We start from the raw sequence: 18,422 nt of genomic DNA on the forward strand, positions 1-18,422 counted from the left end.
TCGCCAGACGGGCAATCCAAGCGCCAGCGCTGGATTTCTCCCACTCACCATTTACAAGGGTCGTGTTCAATCGAGGTATTCCAGATGGATATCATGCTGCGATGGAACCCGTAGCACATGGGTTCTCTGTGGAGCCTTGGGCCTGGGGGAGCGCAGACATAAGGATGAGAATGCGACGGTGATTCGAGTATATCGTTGTACCCGTAGAACCCGTAATACACGTGTTCTTTGGGACACCCGATCTTAAGTTAGATCACAGAGGGGAGCAGGAATACGAACCCCAAACCCATACCCTGTATCCCATATATTCTATAGAACCCGTATAACACGTATAACCCGTATCACCCAAAGAACGTGTCTGACGTAGATTTATACGTGTTCTACAAGTACTATCCTGTATAACCTGTAGAGTAAGCAGTACCTGTATCACACAGGTTCTACAGGTTCAAGAGGATACACATGACACATCGGCTCTCAATTTCGATGCAGAAAGGCGGTGTCGGAAAGAGTACGACAACGATGAACCTAGGCGGGGCACTCGCTGGCTCCGAAGCCCTCGACGAGGATAACGATGTGCTCGTTGTCGATGCAGACCCCCAAGGGTTCATCACCATTACGCTGGGTCTGCGCGAATACTACGTGAGTGAGGATCGGTCGCTCTACGATATAATGACGGATATCGACCGGTTCGACGAGGTAAACGACCTCATCGTCTCACACGACGAGTTCGACGTACTGCCCGCGCATGGGAGCAACTTCCAGCTCGAACGTGAGCTCTGGTCGCTCAGCCGAACACAAGAACGTCTTGGGATGATACTCGACCGAATCGAGCACCAATACGACTACGTGCTCATTGATTCGCCACCAAATATGGGCCCGCTCGCGGACGGTGCACTGCTGGCTGCGCAAAACGTATTGTTTGTCTCACGTGCAGACCCAATCGCGACGTTCTCGATGAATCTCCTCACCCAAGAGATCAATCAACTCGAACGCGAGTTCCAGACAAATATCGGAATCATGGGTGCGGTGGTGAATGCAGTAACCCGGAACAATATCAGCGAAGACCGGCTTGAGTGGTTCCATAAGAACATCGGCGAAGAGCACACGTTCACCGTCCCAGATACCGTTGCCATCGAAGGCGCGTTTGCTCAAAACCACAGTATCTACACCTACGAGCCGGAGAATCGCCATCGAGAACAGAAAGCTAAGGAAGTGCGCGAAACCTACGACGGCCTCGCGCGTGCCGTGGAGGAGTACTTCTCATGAGCGACGACGAAGCTCAAGACGAGACGGGATCAGAAGACCCAGGCCAGCAAGAAGGGGGTGACTTCGACGACAGACTCGGCAACGCACTTAGTGGCCGTGTCGGAAAACGGCCCGAGGAATCTGAGGCCGAGGACGAAGGACATCCCAACGATACGGGTGACACAGGTACTACGGGTTCTGCAGATTCTACAAGTTCTGCGAGTTCTGAAAGTGAGACAAGTTCTACAGAGAAAACTCGTGGCCCGGATCCCGACCCGAATAGCACCCGCCGAACCCGTTCGAAATATGCCGTGTATCTCACTGAAGAGTTCCAAGAGGAACTCAATCAAGCGTACACGAAAGCGAATGCCCAGCGAGTTATGGCGGACAAAGGAGAGATTGAGAAGCACAAGCACTTCCTCGAGGCGGTCATGAGAGCCGGGCTCAGCCAAGACGACCTGGACGCGTACATCGAAGAACTGGTCGAACGCTACTGAGACGAACTATATTTTTTCGAGGAGCTGGGAAAACGGTTGAGAAAGCAGCTACCGACCGTTGTACACAGTTGGTGGGGGGTCAGCGAGTATCCGTCTCTCTACCCGGATTCGAGCCCGCATCTGAGTCTGAATCCACCAGCGCATCCCCCGTGCGTGACTCATCCTGAGGGGTATGCGGTTTGTCGTCCCCGTGTTCCGCGAACGCGGCTTCAGCGCGATCGGCCAACTCTCCGGCCTCAATATGAGAGTAGTGTTCGCGAACGATCTCCTCGGAGTTGTCGAGGTAGCGAGCCGCCTCAGCGTGTCCGTACGCCCGAACGAGAACCTCACCAACCCCGCGGCGTGCCCCGTGTGGCGCGAGATACCCGTGTTTGTCGTCGAGGTCGATGCCAGCTTTGTCCGTGAGACGCTTCAGAACCGTCCGAGCGCCGTGTGTCGTCAAGGCCGGCGGGTTGATGTCATACTCGACGAGGAGTTCGATGAGAGACGCCTCTCCGTCGTTGACCATCTCTTGCCGGAGCGCTTCGACCTCTCCCGGATCGTAGCCCCGCTCAGTCATCCCCTTCGCGAATGTCTGCACGAGCGTCGGGTAATCGAGTGTTGGAATCACCGGCCACTCCTCACTCGACGGTGTGAGTACGCTCCGTAATCGTTCGAGGGCGGGAACCGCCGGCTCGGGAAGCGGTCGATCGTCCCACTTTCCGCTCTTTCCGAGCACCTGGATACTGTTATCTTCAAGCGAGACGTCCGCCCATCGAAGTCCATCGCGTCCGCGACGATCGTCGCCGTCGTCAGCCAGTATCTCCGCCCCTCGAACCCCGGTGAAACAAAGCACGTAGACGAGAGCCCTGTCACGGCACGCCTTGATTGCGGTCTGGCGGTCGCTCCCGACATCGTCGATTGCGTCGTGGGCCCGATCGTCGACGTGCGAGAGGAGCTGGTTACGCTGCTCGGCAGACCATGCCTGCTGTTCGCCGCTCTTTCGACCCGTATCCTCGGGGAGTGGTTCTTTCGCACGTCGCCGTTGAGCGGGATTCCCTGAGAGGTAGCCCTCGCGAGCTGCCCACCCACAGAACCCGGAGACGTGCGCGTAGTAGTTCTGAACCGTCCCTTCCGTCCACCCCTGCCGGGAGAGATACCGAGCGTACTCACGAAGCGCCTCCACGGTCAGTTCTTCAAAGGTCACCGAAGATGTCGGTTGGTCGCCGGCGAGGAACTCGACGAATCGGTTCACCTCGCGGTCGGCGTGTCGTCGATACTGTCCGCTCTCACCGTCTCGTCCCTTTCCCTTGTCCGTGAGGTAATCCTCCAGGACGTCGAGGACGGAGACGGTCTCGGCTTCCGACTCCGTTGCCCTGTGCTCCTCATCGGGAGTCATCGGGCGTCACCGTCCTCTGCGGTCGCGCCTAGGGAGTCGAGGTGCCGATTCAGGGCCCCAGTCGCGAACAGGAAGCCCCTCGAGCCGTTGCCTGATTCTACAGGGGCCTCCTGCAGGGTTGTACCCTGGGTGTTCGGCGGTTGCATCGTGGTCGCGGTGGCAGACGGCGGCCACCTTCTTGAATCTGTTTACGTTTATCGGAGTAAACGTGAATACATGAAGGTCCGATTGTTCGATGCTAAATCACGGTTAGGAAGCCTAAAAAGACCAGATACCCGATTTTCCACCATTCATAAATGGTATATTGCTATATAATTTTCCAGCCCTGGAGTTGCGAATGGGCCCGAAAACGTGCACGGACTTGGCGATGTACTGTCGAATTCACGGCGAAAATCGACGAAAACGCACCGCCTTACTTACCAGATTCCGAATATACAACCGAATCGCCGCACTACCGCGCGAAAATCGGGTTGCTGGGTAGTGATGCCTCTCGCCGCGGGCGGCCCCGGACCGACCGCTACATGAGTGTGTCGAGCACCTCATCGAGCCACTCCAGGAATCGTGACAGCGTGAGTCGCGGTTTCGTCCGCGTCTCTATCACGCCGATTCGCTCCTGGGCCATGAAGTCCACCAGCAACCACATGTTGTAGACGACACAGGCGAACCCGAAGTGGAACCACCGAACCTCGAATTCCTTCGAGGTGGTCCACGCCCCACACTCCTTGATCGACGCATAACTCCGTTCAATCGCTCCGCGAGCGCTGTATTCCTCGACTGTCTCCGTTGCCCACTCCCGGTCGAACGGCGTCGCATCATCCACATCCAGATTCGTCAGAAACGGCTGTGGACTGTCGCCACGAGTGTCATCGTCGTCGTCCGGCGGCAACACCACAACCGTTGTGGACACCTTCTGGTTGGACACGCCATGTTTCACTGCGCCATGCATCGCGTAGTCCTGTTCCACATAGAGGGGCGTGTCGCCGGGGTCGTCGTAGCCGCGTTTTAGCTGGGCGAACCGGTCGCACAGTCGTCTGATTCGGGGGTCTTTCTTGGCCGGAATGACATAGTTCAGGCCGTTCGTTTCGAGCGTGGCCACCACGTCGGTGGCGTGGAACTCTCGGTCGGCGAACACCGTCCGGATGCTCACGTAGTCGTTTGCTATGGAGAGCAGGCGGCGGGCGACATCCCCGACGTAGTAGGAGTTGTCCGCCCCGGCGTACGCCTCAGTCGCCGCGTATTCAGTGCTTCCGAGTGGGCAGACGCCAACGACGAAGTGGGTGTTGTCCCCGACAATCGTGATCGTCCCAAACTTGTGACACCAGTCGTACTCCTTGCCATCTGGCGCGCCCTGAACCCACACCATTTCATCTCGGTCACCGCGGTACGCGACGTACGTGATGTCCATGGCCACGTTCGTTCGCACGCCAAACCGTCCGGTGGAGTCGTTTTCGAGGTCGCGGAGGCGGGGTTTCGCGCGCGTGTACGTCTTCCGTAACCCGAAGTTCATCACGGTCGCAATCTCATCGACCGACATGTCTTTCATCGCCTCGAGCAGCGTCTCCCCAGACGGCCCATCCTCGTAGAACGGATCGTCCAGGTCTGGGTCAGGGTTTTTCACGTCACCCAGGCGCTTCCCGGCATCGTTGGCGGCCTTGCCTTTGATCGCCGCAATCGCTTCCAGGACGAGCAACTCGTCTTTGTCGTAGACGGCGTCGTCCGGTCGTGGCAGGTCCATCGACGGGATGGCGACCGTTTTGAGTTCGTCGAGGACCTCCCGGCCTTTCTGGCGGAGCAGTCGGTCAATCGTGCGTTCCGACGGCCCGGTCTCGTCAGGTTCGTCGTCCGTGTCGTGGAGTTGTGTGAGGTCGTTGCCGATGGGAGCGCCCTGTTCGGCGGCGATGGTTCGAATGCTCTTTGCGGCTTGTGTCACCGTCGACTCGAGGGTGCTGAACCGGTCTTCGAGACGTGTTGGTTTACACGTACTCTCAGAAGGGAGACTGTCGGGGGCGAATCCGAATGCCGCAGCCAGGTCGGGATTGGCAGCCAGCCGACTGGGAATGCCGGTGAGGGAGTCGTCTTCGACAGTCGCCCAGAGGTAGGCGAGGAACATCGGGCGGAACGGGGTGCCATCGTGCCAGTCCGGGTGCGCGTCTCTGTACCGGTACGTCTGCACGTCTAGCTGTTCCGCGAATGTGACCCAATCTGTGTCCGCATCAATGATCTCGTCGGCTTGCTTCACGAGCGACGTTCGTGCCTGATCCATCTGTGAGCGCGCCAAATATTACTGTGAATTGAAGTCGTAGCGCAGTTGGAGGGCGAAACGTCGCATCTATCCTCCTGTTATCAGGCCGGCCCTATCAATGGGTATGCGCGCTATAAGTTGCGAATTAGGCAAATTCAAGAATAAGTATAGACGGTGAATCGGTTCGGGTTACGAATTAGTTTGATTTATACTCATCAAGTGCTAGTGCTTCGCTAGTAATGGAACACGGACTCATCGAGGAGTTCCTCCGAACGAAGGGAGCACTCGAGATCGTCGTCGAAATCGGGCGCGGGAGTGCGTCATTCCAGGATGTCGAGGACGCCGTCCTGGTCAGTTCGTCAACGGTCGCAACACGACTCCAAGACGGCGTTGAAAAGGAGTTAATCGAAATCACGCATCGGCCGACTGATCACGGCACGGAGAAACGATACGAACTCACGCGCGTCGGAACCCGCGTCTACGATCGCATTCAGGAGATCGACGTAGACAAGACCGTCCGGAACCTCCAGCGACTTCAGCGGGAGCGTGAGACCGACCGCGAACGGTTGATCGGGCGACTCAATCGCGACAAGCTGATCATCAGCTACGAACACGAGCGAAACCCACCCGCCATTCCTGAAGACACCATCCCACCAGAGGAAGCCCTTGGTGGCTTCGAGCCGCCACCAGAGAGTAACCAGAAAGCAGCCCACCGAAAACGGCTCGAAGACGACCTCGTCGGACTGGATGAGGAGACCGACGACGAGAGTGAGGACTAGACGGAGGGAGCGGTCTGTCTCTGTGCTCTGGGTTATCTGTACGTACCACTTGGGTGCTGAGTCTCCTCCGTAGTGCTACTTCCACCAATGACCGTGAGTGTCAAACAGCCGAATACCACCAGTCGTTCCACGTTCAGTGTGGTTCCCTGAGTTATATGTAGTCTTCACTTCTCACGGGATTGTAGAGGGTGCTTGAGCGCCAGTCACACGCTCCCTCTCGTTTCCACTTGTCGACTCATATGAGTACACAGAACCGCCATCTTGGTAAGTGCCCGCACTGTGGTGGTGAGATACTGTCGTACCACGTTTTGATCGAGTACACGTCCGGTGTGTGGGCGGAATGTCCTGACTGCCGGGACGTCGTCGACCCAGAATAATACCGTATGTTCGGGGTTTTGAAGCGGGTTTTCTCGTCTCCGAGTGGGTCTGTGGTGGTTTTTGAGTGTCGCCGGTGTGGAGCCAGCGTTTCTTCAGCGTCCGAGCAGTGTTCGGCGTGCGGTAGCCGTGAGGTTGCTCGGTATGAGATATAGCAGCCTTCCAATTGCGTTCAGTTGGAAGGATTCCAGTCTTTCAGTCGCGTGAGCGTGTCAGAAAATAATTCGCAGGAGGGTAGGTTCAACTCGCTCTATTTGAGTCAGCCGGTACGTAGGTCTGCTAATTAAACAGTGTGGTAGTAATTGACTATTGGTGAAGACCTTTGAAGTCCGCTGAACGCTATGAAGTTGAGGCCAGTCTGTCATCCAAACCACTTCCATTCTGGCCTCAGCCGACAGAAGGGGCCAATTTTTCGATTGTGAATCCTTCACGAGAATCACGACACCCTCGGCGACGAGTTCCGAAAGATCATCTGCGATGACAGTAATGACTGAATTCTTCTTCGCGTTCTGAGAGAAACCAAGAGTTCACTCGTGAGCAGGGCTGCAAGAGAACCCTCAGACGGGTGAGGAATCTCCGCTGAACCTGTGCATTATTCCCCAATCTTCGCAACACGTCGTATTCTCGCGCCATACGACCTCAAATCACTCCTCTCGCTGATCGGCGCGAGATGAGGTCGTGAACGCTTCGCCCTGCCGTTGTCGATGCGCAGCATCCCACTCCTCGAACATGCCGTAGTCCGTCATGGTGGTCATGCCAGCGATTGCTGCCCGGAGGCTGATGCCGATCAGGGGAATGTCGGCGACCGTCACGATCACATCCGCTTGAATCACGGCCCCGTCGCGCAGTAACACGTCGACGAACTCGACTATCGCGTGTGTCTCGTCTTTCGTTGGCTCCATTATTCACCGATATCTGGCGCGAACGTGTACGGTGGCCACGGCCCCGTGAATCGAATCTCTACTCCCTCGTGTTCGACGATCGTATCCAATCGATCACCGAGAGCGGTCTCGTTGTCCTCGTCCGCGAGAACGGCGAACCGCACGATTTGTTCTTTCTCGACGGACGAGTGTTCGTCGTGCAGCGGCGTATTCGTGTCCTGTTCGGTCAGGTTATTCACGACCGGAGTGATAGCCTCTTCCAGTTGCTCTGCTAGTTCCGTCTGTCGTTCCCGTTTCAGCTCTTGGAGCCGCTGATCGTATTGTTTCTCGAGGAGGAATCGCTTCCCGGCGCCGGATTGTTGCTTGCGCTGTCGTAGTTCTCGGAGCCGGTCGTCCTGGTCTGCGATGGTCTCCTCGAACGGAGCGGAATCCCACAACAGATTGGTACGATATTCCCACACCCCCGTGAACGACGCTAGCTCGTCGCGAATACCCTCGTAGTGGCCCTCCAACCACCGCTTGAGACCCGCATCACCGCCTTCGAGGACCGTGTCGAATCGCATCGGCAGCGGCGTCCCGAACGCGTCGCCCGCCGCATCGACGACCTGCTGATGTGTGAGCAGCCATCGCTTCACCTGTTCGAGGTCTTCCGTCTCGTAGACCGTCTCGCAATCGTGGACGACGGCGCCCACGCCATTGACCTCAACGACGTAGACGGAGTTGTCGTCGACGCCAGTCGTGGACAGGGTCGCCGGTTCCGCCGACGTGGTATCGACCACGCAGTATAGATAGCGGCCGTCGCTGATCGTCCGTTCCTCGTTCGTCGCTGTCTGCTCTTCTTCCGGGCTGGGACGGTGGTCAGTCATGCGTTATCACGCTGGGATTCCGTCGAGCCGCGACGTGACTGCGTCTCGTGTTCGGAGAGCTGTTCGATAGCGTCGCGGATCACGTGGTCGAGGTCATCCTTGAATTCGGAGACCTCGGCGTCGATGTCCTCCTGCTGTTTCAGTCGTTCAAGCTCCTCTTCGAGAGCCTGTAATTGTCGCCCCAGTCGTTCGATTTCCTCCTCCGAGAGCGACCCGGACTCCATCCGACGTACGGCTTCTTGTTCCAGGGCCTCGACCAGCAATTCGACGACAGTCACGACCAGCGCCGTGAGCCCGCCTTGCAGGTCGTCCTCGTCGCCGTCAAGCCCTAGTTCCATCTCACTCGGTCTCCTCCGTCGACGTGGACGCCGTCGGCGTCGAATCGTCCGACAGTGGGTTCGTCGATTCGGTCTCCGATTGGGTTTCCGACGCCGGGTCGGACTGGTCCGGTGAGATATTCGCGGCGGACTCGACGCGCTCCATATCCGTCCCCGTTGGGAACTCGAGCCCGTATTCGGCCGCTGTCTCGAACGAAGCAATCGCGGCCCGTAACTCGATACCGAGGAGTTCCGTGTCCCCGACGCTGACTGCGATATCCGCGTTGACGACGACTCCTTTGTCTAGGAGCATCTCCAGCATCTCGGCGAGGTCGCCCTGCGAGCGCGTCGGTTTGGGGTCACTCATCGTTCACCTCGTCCTCAGTGGGACTCCCGGACGCGCTCTCATCCGACGGAGCGGATGCCTCCGAGTTTCCACCGGCTGTTTTCTGGTGAAGCCGTTGGCCGTACAATCGCTCTCGAGCCGTCATATCCGAGTACTTCGGAGTCTTCGGGACGGTCGAGTGGGAGTTGCGTACCGCGTTCTCCCCGTTCGACTTCTGAGGCGGCATCGTCGAGTGAGCCGCTGGATTCTCGACCGTTTCACCGTCAGCATCGTCGCCGTCGGAATCGTCACGCCGGGTCTCCGACTGCTTCCGGTTGCGGGTCCGACGCCGGGCGAGTTTTTCGCGCTGCCGAAGCAGCTTGCGCCGGGCTTTATCGCGGTTGATCTGCGCCTTTACTCGTGCCTGTCGTGCTTTCTGCTCGTGTTTTTGTTGTTGTTTGTCGCTCATGTGGATTCACCTCCATCGGTGTCCGATGTTCGTGATAGCCGAATTTCGAGAACCTGATTCTTGAGAGTCATATCGCTGATCGCCACGTCCGGCCGGTCGAGTACGACTCGCTCGACCACGTCGGCGTCGACGCGTAGCGTGAGTGCCTGCTCGTCGGTATCGAGTGCGACGTCGACGTCGTCGTCCGTCACGTCGGGCAAATCTGCGACCACGACGAGTTCGTCGCCGCTCGTTCCTTCACGAGTCTCGACGTGAATCGAATCCTCCGTCGTCCCTTGCTGACCAGATCGCTGTTCGGTGCGGGACCGATCGGACGATGGTTCCTCGTCGTGGGACGACCTGTCCGCTCGTCCCAGCCCGATGGAAACATCGTAGTCGTAATCAATTCGGGCGTTTCCTCGGTCGATACGGCCTGACTCGTGTCGGTGACCGCTCTCCTCTTCGATGTCGGCGAGCGCCTCGACGAGCGTACGCAATTGGTCGAGCAGTTCGCTGGGCTGGGAAGACTGGTCGTCAGACTCGTCGCCGGGCGTATCGTCGTTTTTGTCGGGCACCATTATTTCTTGACCTCCATGCGGTCACGCATCTGCTCTTGGATCTGCTCGGCCATCTCCAGTTGCGATTCGAGTTCTTGCTTGCGCTGCTGGTGTTCCTCCTCGGACCGTTCACCGACTTCGTACAGGAGTTGGTTCTCCTTGATGTCGTCTCGAATCGATTTGGTGTCGTACATCTCGTTGAGCGCCATCGTCTGGAGGATGTCCAGCAACGAGAAGAACGGACTCACGAAGAGGTCGTCAACGATGAACATGCAGTGTCACCCTCCTTGTTGTTGTTCCGCACCGATGTGGATGTCCACGAAATTGTAGGGAGGCCACGGCCCCGTGTACTGGATCGTCAGGTCGTCGTGCTCCGCTTCGACGTCGTCGATTGCAGAGTCGAAGGCGTCGCGTTTATCGCGGTCCACGAGGTACGACTTGTTGACGATCAGGCGGTCGGTGAACAGATCGTTCTCAGTCTCGTTGATGCTCAGGTCTGCTAGCTGGTTTGTGACGGTGGCTTGGACGTCGTCCTGAGGGACTGCGTCGTCAGCAGGCGCGAGTATCTTCACCCCAAGTTCAACGGTCCCCTCAATATCGTTGAGCGTACTGCGCAACGCGCGTCGTGCGCCACGTAATACGCCTTTGAGCGTGCGCTCGTTTTTGAACGCCATCCCGAAACTCATCGGGACGACGGTGTGCCCCCCGTCGTACTCCAGCACCTCTTGAAGCACGGTGTTGTGCGCTTCCACGTCCTCGTCGGTGCGCTCGGGGTCGGTCGTGTCGATCTCGGAGACGACGGCCGAGAGCGTCTTGTAATCGACCGTGTAAATCCGGTCTGCGCCAGCGACGCCTTCGACATCTAATTCGAGGTCTTGCTGTTTGATGATGCCGTAGGTGTACAGGTTCTCACTCATCGGTCTCACTCCGGTGGGATTGGGATTGTGACTGATTGGCTTTGCAATCGGTCAGGGCTGCCTTGAGGACGAACGAAAACAGCAGCAACTGATCGGCCGCGTGGTCTATTCGGGTGAATGCTGCGTCGGGAGCGGGGAGGCGATACACTTTGCGCTTGCTTAATTTTTGCATTTCAAGAATACCGTCGTCTGCAAGGTTACTTAAATGCGGATATACTGTGCCCGGACTCAGGTCTGTCCCAAACAATCGCCGAATATCTTGTAACAGTTCTTTGCCGCAGGCGCCATCGCGCACAGCGATCAGGAGGAGGAGAATCGCGTCGATGTGTTCGGTAACGATCTCATCACTGATCGTGTGCAGCTGGTCATTGTCAAGCCACCCGTCTATCGTAGCGACCGCGTCATCAGTCAGCGGCGTATCCGTGTACCGTTGCGCCGCTCCCTCATCATGCGGCTGGTCGTCGTGAACTGATGCACCGTTGGAGTCGATCACCGATTCGAGATCGGATACTGTGACCGAGATTGTGGCGTCGGCGTTGATGTCCGCGGTGAGTTCCTCCAGCAGGTCGTCCATTATTAGACCATCTCCGTGAGCGAGATTTCGGGGATCGACTCTGACTGGCTGATACCGATGCCGTGCAAGGGCGTTAACGGGTTTTCGCCATACAGGATGATGGCGTCACCCAATCGTTCCAGCCGGAAGTGCATATCGGCAACCCAATCCGCTCGCGTGCGGAGTTCAGTATCTGGCTTGGTGATGAGCAGTGTCAGGTCGTTGTGGAGAGCGACATAATTCGCAAAGTCACCCAGCCGGGTTTCGAACGCCTCCTGCGCCGTGTCCATGCTGATCACGTGCAACAACGGGGTTTCACTTTCTGCTCGCACCTGTTCAACGTAGGCTATGTATGGCTCGTACGCGAGTTGCTCGCCTTCTATGGGTAACTCAAGGTCGTCATCAATCGGATGCGACTGGTCACCTCCTGTAACTGCATCCATCGAACGTGGTTCATCGGCCTGCTCATCTGTCTCATGTGCCGGCGTCGCTGCATCGTCCGCTGTGGTTGTCGCTGCCATCTCAGCAGCGGACGCATCGGTGTCCAGTTGGTCGTACCGATCTGCATCGTCAGAGGGGCCAGCGTATGTTTCGAACACGTGGCAGTAGGTATTGAAGACCTGTGGAGAGTGCACCGTATTGAGATCGTTGTGGAGTAAGCCGGGGCTGCCCTCCCGGGGTGGGACAACCGCAACGCTCATCTCCTGAGCAAGGAAGTTACGAATTGTCGGGAGCGTCAATACGCTCCACGCGTCACGAGACAGATCGGGTCCGAGGTCGAGATGAACGACGCTGCCGCGGTTGTAGCCACCCGAGAGGATACGGTCAAGATCACGGATGCCAGTCGAGAATTTCGCCTTCGAATTTGCCAGTGGATCCCACGCGCCCTCCCCCTCCAGGGTTCCTGTTCGGATGGTTGGTAATTCGACTGGCGTGATTGCCTGGAACTGGCCGTCGGCAAGTGTAAACGGCTGTAAGCGGTTGCCGATCCGAACACCTCGAAGCTTTTCCAGGCGAAGATGCCGACGCGTTCGGCCGCGGTCGTCCTCTTCCACCTCCAAGGAGACGACACCATCGACGATGTATTCAAGCGATGAGGACTCCGCTGTTTCTGACACTAACATCAGACGAATGTTCTCTTCGCGGGCAAGAACGACCAGTTGATTCGTCACTGTCTCGATGTCAGGGGGATCGTCGTGGCGCGCAGCCAAGTACTCGTAGATGAGTTCCCAGCTATCGAATGCGATTGTGAGTTGCGGGGTCACGGCGTTGATCTCCTGGATCCATTCGAGGAGCGAATCCAGATCGAGTTTCTCGAATGGCACGTCTACGTCCAGTGGGAGTTCGAATGGGTCTTGGGAGAGGTCAAGAATCGCGGTTGTGTCAAGTGAGGAGTGATCGTCGAAGTACATCTCGTGCACCGTCTCCTGATCAACGCGCGTGGACACGTAGAAGATATCACCATCCCGGTTCAACACATCGAGACCGCGGATCGTGAACAAGGTCTTCCCCGTGCCTGGTGCGCCGTTGACGAGGAGCGATTGCCCGGTATCACCCGTGAAAAACTGGCTGATTTCGCGCGGGAACAGCGCGAGCCCGGTGTGGTCTGTGGGCGGTTGAGCTGGACTGGATGAACTCATTACTTTTCTCCAGTCGGTGACGGTAGAGCATTCCTGACTCGTAGGTGAGGCTTTCTTCGCATACCGACTATACAGGGAGTTTTATGCTCCCCTTACTTAAAAGTACGACTCATTACAGGAGATGAAACGACTGCTGAAACTATACATACCATTTTGTGACGGGCGAGTACAGTTGTGAATGCAATGGCGCAGCCAGATTCCTCAGGCTTGGCAGAAGTGCTGGATCGCGTACTGGACAAAGGTGTCGTCGTGGACGTGTGGGCTCGCGTGTCGCTTGTCGGCATCGAAATCCTGACCGTCGAGGCGCGGGTCGTCGCCGCCTCGGTGGACACCTTCCTCCACTACGCAGAAGAAATCGCCAAAATCGAACAAGCCGAACTTACCGCCGGCGCCGAGGCGGCACCCGAGGCCTGACGCACAGACCTCCCCTTCGGCCCGGCGTAAGAGAGGTGAATAGATTGCACACCATACCATTAACACCCTTCTTTGATACACACTAAACCCATGAGTGTCACAGACAAACGCGACGAGATGAGTACGGCCCGCGAGGAATTCGCGGCGGCACAGTACGAATTCGAATCATACGCTGACGAGTTTGCAGCTGATGTCGCAGCACAACAAGACGAGGTCAATGACCTCGTTGAGGCGATCGGCGACGTCCAGGCGGAGATGACCAGCACGACAGACACATTTCACACCTATGGTGACGAGTTCGCCGCTGAGGTTGACCACCTCCGTGCCGATATTGACGCCCAGCGGGACGTGAACCGTGAACTCCAGGACGCGTTCGAGGCGTATGCTGACACCTTCGCGACAGATGTCGCAGACAAACAAGATATCGGCGATCTCCTGGCTGCGATTGAGGCGCTCCGCACGGAGATGAACACAACCCACGAGACGTTCGACGCATACGCAAACGATTTCGCAGCCGATGTCGCTGCGCTCCGTGATATCTCCGAGTTGGTTGCAGCAATCGACGACCTGCGAGCGGAATTCATCGCCGTGCACGACGCATTTGACGACTACGCTGATGACTTCGATGCCGAGATCTCCCTGTTCCACGCTGCCACCGCGGACCAACGCGACAGCTTCGACGCTACCGCCGACGCCTTCGCAGCGTACCGAGAGGAGTTCCATGGCGAGGAGGTAGAAGCACTGCTCGAGGCGATCGATGACTTCCAGCAGGAGATCGGCGACTTTCGAGCGGAGTTTGCAACGACTGAGGACGCCTTCGCTGCCTTCGCCCGTGACTTCTACGGCCACGAGATCACGGCCGAGGTAGTCGCCGCCGACGCGGAAGCCGAACCCGTGGAGGATGAAGCGGACGTAGACGCGGAAGCAGAGGTCCCTCCAGACGAAGCTGGCGGAGAATCCGCCGGTACCGAGGACGAAGAGACAGAGCCGGTCGAAGTTGAAACGACGGCTCCGGACGCAGAAAGCAGTCCTGTGGACGCGACAGACGAGGCGGAAGCGGGGGACGCAGAGGAGGAGACAGAGGAAGCAGCGCCGGAAGACATGGTTGAGTGCCGGGTCTGTAGCGAATACTATCAGGCGATCACGGAGCCCCATCTCCAGACCCACGATATAACAATTCAGGAGTACCGCGACGAGTACGGTGAGGACATCCCCCTTCGGCCGGATGATCAAGCATGACGAACGAGTCCCGTAAGCGCAAGGTCCGAGGGTCGCAGATCCGCTCCTCACGCGGCGACAAGAAACAGGGGCGATCGCAGAGCCGTGATGATAAGGAGATCGAGCGTCTCGAGAGACAGAACGGCGCTCGTCGTCAGGAGTCGTCCGCCCATATCGACGAGGGGTTCGTCCCGGAGGAACAGTCCTTCGTCGAGACCGAATCGGTCAATCGAGTCGAAACGCGGATGGAGCGGTGGCTCGACGTCGGACGACCCACTCACCTGATCGGACCGACCGGCTGTGGGAAAACGTCGCTGGCGATGCACGTCGCGCGCGAGCGCGATCGGCCGGTCGTCTGGATCAATGGTGACGCCGAACTCACGACCAGCGATCTCGTCGGCGAATACGCCGAAAAAGAGCGTATCTCGGAGCGCGACCAGTTCATCCACAACGTCGTCAAGAGCAAGGACATCATCCGTGACCGGTGGGTTGACAACCCCCTGACGCTCGCTGTGCAAGAGGGGGCGACGCTGGTCTACAACGAGTTCTCCCGAACCAAGCCCGTCGCGAACAACGTGCTGTTGTCGGTCTTCGAGGAGGGTGTGCTCGAACTGCCGGGGAAACGCGGTAAATCCCGGTACGTGGACGTGCATCCCGAGTTCCGAACCATCCTGACCTCTAACTCCGTCGAGTACGCCGGCGTCCACGAGCCGCAAGACGCCCTGCTCGACCGCCTCATCGGGATCTACATGGACTTCTACGATCTCGACACGGAGATCGAGATCGTCCGGGCGCACGTCGACGGGTCGACCGGCACGAACGTCGAGGACATCGTGCAGGTCCTGCGTGAACTCCGCGGGCGGCTCGATATCACCGTGGGCACCCGGGCCGCAATCATGGCTGCCGAAGGCGCCACCACCGTCGACACCGTCGACCAGGCCGTCCTGACCGACGTCTGTACCGACGTGCTGGCATCGAAGGTTGCCCAGCGGAGCGACGTTCGCGAGCTGCGCGAGGAGATAGAATCCGCGATCGAAGACATGGAAGTCAGCCTTTCTTAAGATCCGGGGTCTCTACATAGAAGCATGGCAGATCCAGCAAACGATCAATCTGAACGCGAAGAAGGCGACGAGGACGACGAGACACCACCAGCGTCCGACGGGGAGTCCTCGCCGTCGGCCGATTCATTCACTCTCGCCGACGCGCAGACGCGCGCACAAGAGGCGGCACAGGACCTGTTGGAACACCAGTTCGAGGGAATCATCAAAGCCGAGTCGAACGACGAAGGCTGGCGGACCGTCATCGAAGTCGTCGAGCGGAACGCCGTACCCGATACGCAAGACATCATCGGCCGCTACGAGATCACGCTTGACGAGACGGGGGACGTCACCAGCTACGAGCTTCTGGAACGCTATCGTCGGGGCGACATGAAAGAGGAACTGTAGCGGTGCGTCAAATGCACGAGCAATAGATATGGCCCATCGACTGACCGTAGCGAACGAGAAAGGCGGCGTGGGAAAGACGACGACTGCGATCAACGTCGCCGGAGCCCTCTCCGACCGCAGGCACGACGTTCTGTTCGTCGACCTCGATGCACAGGGGAACGGAACGGTCGGACTCGGTCTCGATGCGTCCTACACCGACGACGGGGTCTCCCTGTACGATATACTCACGGATCTCGACGCGCAACAGCAGATCGACGCGGTGATTCGTTCACACGAAGAGTTCGATGTGCTCCCCTCCCACATCGATATGTTCAATGCGGAGTCCGAGTTGCAGACGGCGATGCGCGGGCGTGAGCGGCTGTGGATGGCCCTGGACGAGCTACACGCCGACTACGACTACATCGTCGTCGACGCACCCCCATCGCTGGGGCTACTTACGGACAACGCGCTCCTCGCCTGTCGAAATGTCCTCATCCCGGCATTACCCGAAGAGGCGTCCCGACACGCGATGGATATTCTGTTCGAGCACGTCAATACGCTCGAGGACGGATACGGTGTCGACATCGACCCGGTCGGGATCGTCGTCAACCGAATCGAGGTCGACGGCGAGGCCAACCGGATGCTGGAGTGGTTCGACGAGCAGTACGAGTCGCTCCCCCTCTGGCGAATCCGGAACCGGGTCGGGATCAAACGTGCGTGGACGAACGGGACCTCCGTCTTCAGTCACGCGGAAACGACGGACATGGACGAGCGATTTCAAGCCATCGCCGCTCACCTCGAACGGACCGAGTAAACTACCCCACCCTACTTCGCTCGGTCTGACGACCTCGCTTCGTTGAGGGTTCCGTCAGACTGCGTCTGACGACGTGCAGACTGTGAGTCTGCACTGGGGCTTTCGCGTGGACTCCCGCTCTGGCCGGACTCCCCGGCAGGAGGCTCATATCCTCCGCTCGCGTTCAACATCCCGCGATTCAAGCGCACGCCTACGGGTGTGCTCACTGAGCGAAGCTCAGTGGCATACCAAAAATCTTTGATTTTTGAGCACGCCTCCGCCGTCCCCAGTTTGGTTACGGCGGAGATACCGCAGTCCAATGTTCTTCGCGGCGTTGTAGTCGGCGTGATTCTCGTAACCACATTTCAGACACTCAAAGTTCTCGCCGTCGCGGTTGTCCGGGTGGGTGAACCCACAGTGTGAGCAACGGCGTGACGTATTCTCCGGGTCCACCTGCTCCACGTCGATGCCGTGGGGTTCGGCCTTGTATTGCCTTGTTGAACGCAGGACGGCGTCGGGGTGGGGTTGTTTATCTGCAATTTCACGGCGCTAGAGACGGCTTTTCGACCTCAGAAGATGCAGTAGCTGTCACTCACAGCGGTTGCTGATGAGTCAAAGCTATGGTACCTTGCTCCGTTGTTCTGGTGACGACGGCGATGCCTCTCCCGGATACGTCCGGAGAAGGGGAGCAGGCGGCGAGCCTTAACTCGCCGCCTGCGTGAGGTTATGGACGATGCACTTGCGTGTGAGCTCCCGGAACTGGCCGTGCCAGCTCCGGGAGCGGAGCTTCTCGCCGTCGTCTTCCTTCAGCTGCGAGAAGCCGGTTTCACTCATCCAGCGCTGGTTGTAGTCATCGCTCATTCGGGCGTTGTGGGCCTTCTGCAACGGTGTCTGCTCCCTGTGCTTGATCAACGGTCGCGTTGACTCGGAGCGACACTCCTCACGGAGGTCGCTCCAAGAGTAGTTTGCGTCAGCAGACAACACACGCAGGTCTTCCGCGTTCCGGCGGAAGACCTGCATCCCGATGTGGCCGTCCCACGCCTTCTGCGTCGTGTAGTGAACGTCCTTGATCGCTAGTGTGTTCACGTCGATCAGGATTGTTGTCTTCATTTTCTGAAATGAGAAGTCCGCGCGGTCGCGGTAGTGGTAACTTGTCTGATCGCGCTGGAAGCCACTTGCGTCAATCGCAGCTTCACCACTCCAGCCTGCCTGCTCCGCGCTTCGGCGGAGCAGGCGGCGGAGTTCACGCATCCGATACTCTCGTTCCCACCGGCAGAGCGGGCTGTAGTGCGGTGCCTCGTTGAGGTTAAACACAGCGAGAATTCCGGGCATCTCGTTGAGGTAGTCTTCTGTCTCACGGAGACTCTTCTCCAGTTCGACACGGTACAGAATCAACGCGATCTGCACCCACTCGGCGTACCCGTCCGCGCCATCCGGCGCGGCGGGTGCGTCCGGATCGTCAACATGCTGTTTGGCAAGGTCTCGACACAACCACGCCAGCCGTCTGAGCGATGCCATATCGCCAGACGGCGTCCATTTCCCGGTTAGTTTGT

At 58.2% G+C, this 18,422-nt stretch carries 22 protein-coding genes and 1 pseudogene; 9 read left to right on the forward strand and 14 right to left on the reverse strand.

Going from position 1 to position 18,422, the window contains the following annotated elements:
* Window positions 1–459: 459 nt before the first annotated feature.
* Both NBT67_RS16760 and NBT67_RS16765 read left to right on the forward strand, forming a co-directional pair.
* Window positions 460–1,266, forward strand: a complete 807-nt coding sequence (locus tag NBT67_RS16760) for a ParA family protein (protein ID WP_256474727.1) — start codon at window positions 460–462, stop codon at window positions 1,264–1,266.
* On the forward strand, window positions 1,263–1,742 hold the full coding sequence (locus NBT67_RS16765) for a DUF8160 family protein (RefSeq protein WP_251344603.1): 480 nt from the start codon (window positions 1,263–1,265) through the stop codon (window positions 1,740–1,742). The genes NBT67_RS16760 and NBT67_RS16765 overlap by 4 nt, the downstream gene beginning before the upstream one ends.
* A 79-nt stretch (window positions 1,743–1,821) precedes the next feature.
* On the opposite strand, the gene NBT67_RS16770 is transcribed toward NBT67_RS16765, so the two are convergent.
* The gene (locus tag NBT67_RS16770; RefSeq protein ID WP_251344604.1) at window positions 1,822–3,120 is read right to left on the reverse strand and encodes a tyrosine-type recombinase/integrase; all 1,299 of its coding nucleotides are present in this window, start codon (window positions 3,118–3,120) and stop codon (window positions 1,822–1,824) included.
* Between the two features lie 517 nt (window positions 3,121–3,637).
* Entirely contained in the window at window positions 3,638–5,383 is a 1,746-nt protein-coding gene (locus tag NBT67_RS16775; RefSeq protein ID WP_251344605.1) for a transposase, read from the reverse strand.
* Between the two features lie 218 nt (window positions 5,384–5,601).
* Here NBT67_RS16775 and NBT67_RS16780 point away from each other — a divergent pair, with 218 nt between their 5' ends.
* Together NBT67_RS16780 and NBT67_RS18280 are read left to right on the forward strand one after the other, a co-directional pair.
* Window positions 5,602–6,141 carry a hypothetical protein gene (locus tag NBT67_RS16780; RefSeq protein ID WP_251344606.1) on the forward strand — a complete coding sequence of 180 codons (540 nt, stop codon included), beginning with the start codon at window positions 5,602–5,604 and terminating at the stop codon, window positions 6,139–6,141.
* Between the two features lie 239 nt (window positions 6,142–6,380).
* Window positions 6,381–6,518, forward strand: a complete 138-nt coding sequence (locus tag NBT67_RS18280) for a DUF7837 family putative zinc-binding protein (RefSeq protein WP_455429065.1) — start codon at window positions 6,381–6,383, stop codon at window positions 6,516–6,518.
* 642 nt (window positions 6,519–7,160) lie between these two features.
* On the opposite strand, the gene gvpM is transcribed toward NBT67_RS18280, so the two are convergent.
* From gvpM to NBT67_RS16830, 10 genes are read right to left on the reverse strand one after another with little or no spacing between them, the layout of a single operon-like run.
* Complete coding sequence (gvpM, locus tag NBT67_RS16785; RefSeq protein WP_251344607.1) at window positions 7,161–7,418, reverse strand: gas vesicle protein GvpM; 258 nt, start codon at window positions 7,416–7,418, stop codon at window positions 7,161–7,163.
* Window positions 7,418–8,263 carry a gas vesicle protein GvpL gene (gene gvpL / locus NBT67_RS16790; RefSeq protein WP_251344608.1) on the reverse strand — a complete coding sequence of 282 codons (846 nt, stop codon included), beginning with the start codon at window positions 8,261–8,263 and terminating at the stop codon, window positions 7,418–7,420. The genes gvpM and gvpL overlap by 1 nt, the downstream gene beginning before the upstream one ends.
* Window positions 8,260–8,601, reverse strand: coding sequence for a gas vesicle protein K (locus NBT67_RS16795; protein WP_251344609.1), 342 nt, complete (start codon window positions 8,599–8,601; stop codon window positions 8,260–8,262). Before NBT67_RS16795 ends, gvpL begins: the two co-directional genes overlap by 4 nt.
* A gap of 1 nt (window position 8,602) precedes the next feature.
* Window positions 8,603–8,947, reverse strand: coding sequence for a gas vesicle protein GvpJ (gene gvpJ, locus NBT67_RS16800; RefSeq protein ID WP_251344610.1), 345 nt, complete (start codon window positions 8,945–8,947; stop codon window positions 8,603–8,605).
* Complete coding sequence (gvpI, locus tag NBT67_RS16805; RefSeq protein WP_251344611.1) at window positions 8,940–9,374, reverse strand: gas vesicle protein GvpI; 435 nt, start codon at window positions 9,372–9,374, stop codon at window positions 8,940–8,942. Before gvpI ends, gvpJ begins: the two co-directional genes overlap by 8 nt.
* A complete protein-coding gene (gene gvpH / locus NBT67_RS16810; RefSeq protein WP_251344612.1) occupies window positions 9,371–9,931 on the reverse strand; it encodes a gas vesicle protein GvpH in 561 nt (186 codons plus the stop codon). The genes gvpI and gvpH overlap by 4 nt, the downstream gene beginning before the upstream one ends.
* On the reverse strand, window positions 9,931–10,182 hold the full coding sequence (gene gvpG / locus NBT67_RS16815; RefSeq protein ID WP_092733781.1) for a gas vesicle protein GvpG: 252 nt from the start codon (window positions 10,180–10,182) through the stop codon (window positions 9,931–9,933). Before gvpG ends, gvpH begins: the two co-directional genes overlap by 1 nt.
* A gap of 6 nt (window positions 10,183–10,188) precedes the next feature.
* Complete coding sequence (gene gvpF / locus NBT67_RS16820) at window positions 10,189–10,827, reverse strand: gas vesicle protein GvpF (protein WP_251344613.1); 639 nt, start codon at window positions 10,825–10,827, stop codon at window positions 10,189–10,191.
* Window positions 10,820–11,401, reverse strand: a complete 582-nt coding sequence (locus NBT67_RS16825; protein ID WP_251344614.1) for a PadR family transcriptional regulator — start codon at window positions 11,399–11,401, stop codon at window positions 10,820–10,822. The genes gvpF and NBT67_RS16825 overlap by 8 nt, the downstream gene beginning before the upstream one ends.
* Window positions 11,402–11,403: 2 nt before the next feature.
* Window positions 11,404–13,020, reverse strand: coding sequence for a gas vesicle protein GvpD basic region 2 domain-containing protein (locus tag NBT67_RS16830; RefSeq protein ID WP_251344615.1), 1,617 nt, complete (start codon window positions 13,018–13,020; stop codon window positions 11,404–11,406).
* Between the two features lie 183 nt (window positions 13,021–13,203).
* Between NBT67_RS16830 and gvpA the strand changes: the two genes are divergently transcribed.
* The 5 genes from gvpA (at window position 13,204) to NBT67_RS16855 (ending at window position 16,890) form a co-directional block, all read left to right on the forward strand.
* Window positions 13,204–13,434, forward strand: a complete 231-nt coding sequence (gene gvpA / locus NBT67_RS16835) for a gas vesicle protein GvpA (protein WP_010890519.1) — start codon at window positions 13,204–13,206, stop codon at window positions 13,432–13,434.
* A gap of 90 nt (window positions 13,435–13,524) precedes the next feature.
* Window positions 13,525–14,673 (forward strand): gas vesicle protein GvpC, encoded by a 1,149-nt coding sequence (locus tag NBT67_RS16840; RefSeq protein WP_251344616.1) that lies wholly within the window; start codon window positions 13,525–13,527, stop codon window positions 14,671–14,673.
* Window positions 14,670–15,713: a gas vesicle protein GvpN gene (gene gvpN / locus NBT67_RS16845; protein ID WP_251344617.1), complete on the forward strand. Its 1,044-nt coding sequence runs from the start codon at window positions 14,670–14,672 to the stop codon at window positions 15,711–15,713. Before NBT67_RS16840 ends, gvpN begins: the two co-directional genes overlap by 4 nt.
* A 24-nt stretch (window positions 15,714–15,737) precedes the next feature.
* The gene (locus NBT67_RS16850) at window positions 15,738–16,097 is read left to right on the forward strand and encodes a gas vesicle protein GvpO (protein ID WP_251344618.1); all 360 of its coding nucleotides are present in this window, start codon (window positions 15,738–15,740) and stop codon (window positions 16,095–16,097) included.
* Window positions 16,098–16,125: 28 nt separating this feature from the next.
* Window positions 16,126–16,890, forward strand: coding sequence for a ParA family protein (locus tag NBT67_RS16855; RefSeq protein WP_251344619.1), 765 nt, complete (start codon window positions 16,126–16,128; stop codon window positions 16,888–16,890).
* An 11-nt stretch (window positions 16,891–16,901) separates the two neighbouring features.
* Here the strand turns inward: NBT67_RS16855 and NBT67_RS16860 are convergent.
* Both NBT67_RS16860 and NBT67_RS16865 read right to left on the reverse strand, forming a co-directional pair.
* Window positions 16,902–17,361, reverse strand: a pseudogene (locus tag NBT67_RS16860) (zinc ribbon domain-containing protein); the annotation flags it as partial.
* A gap of 210 nt (window positions 17,362–17,571) precedes the next feature.
* The gene (locus NBT67_RS16865; protein WP_251344620.1) at window positions 17,572–18,387 is read right to left on the reverse strand and encodes an IS5 family transposase; all 816 of its coding nucleotides are present in this window, start codon (window positions 18,385–18,387) and stop codon (window positions 17,572–17,574) included.
* Window positions 18,388–18,422 lie beyond the last annotated feature (35 nt).

The organism is Haloplanus sp. GDY1, assembly GCF_023703775.1.
In the GTDB taxonomy this organism is placed as follows: domain Archaea; phylum Halobacteriota; class Halobacteria; order Halobacteriales; family Haloferacaceae; genus Haloplanus; species Haloplanus halophilus.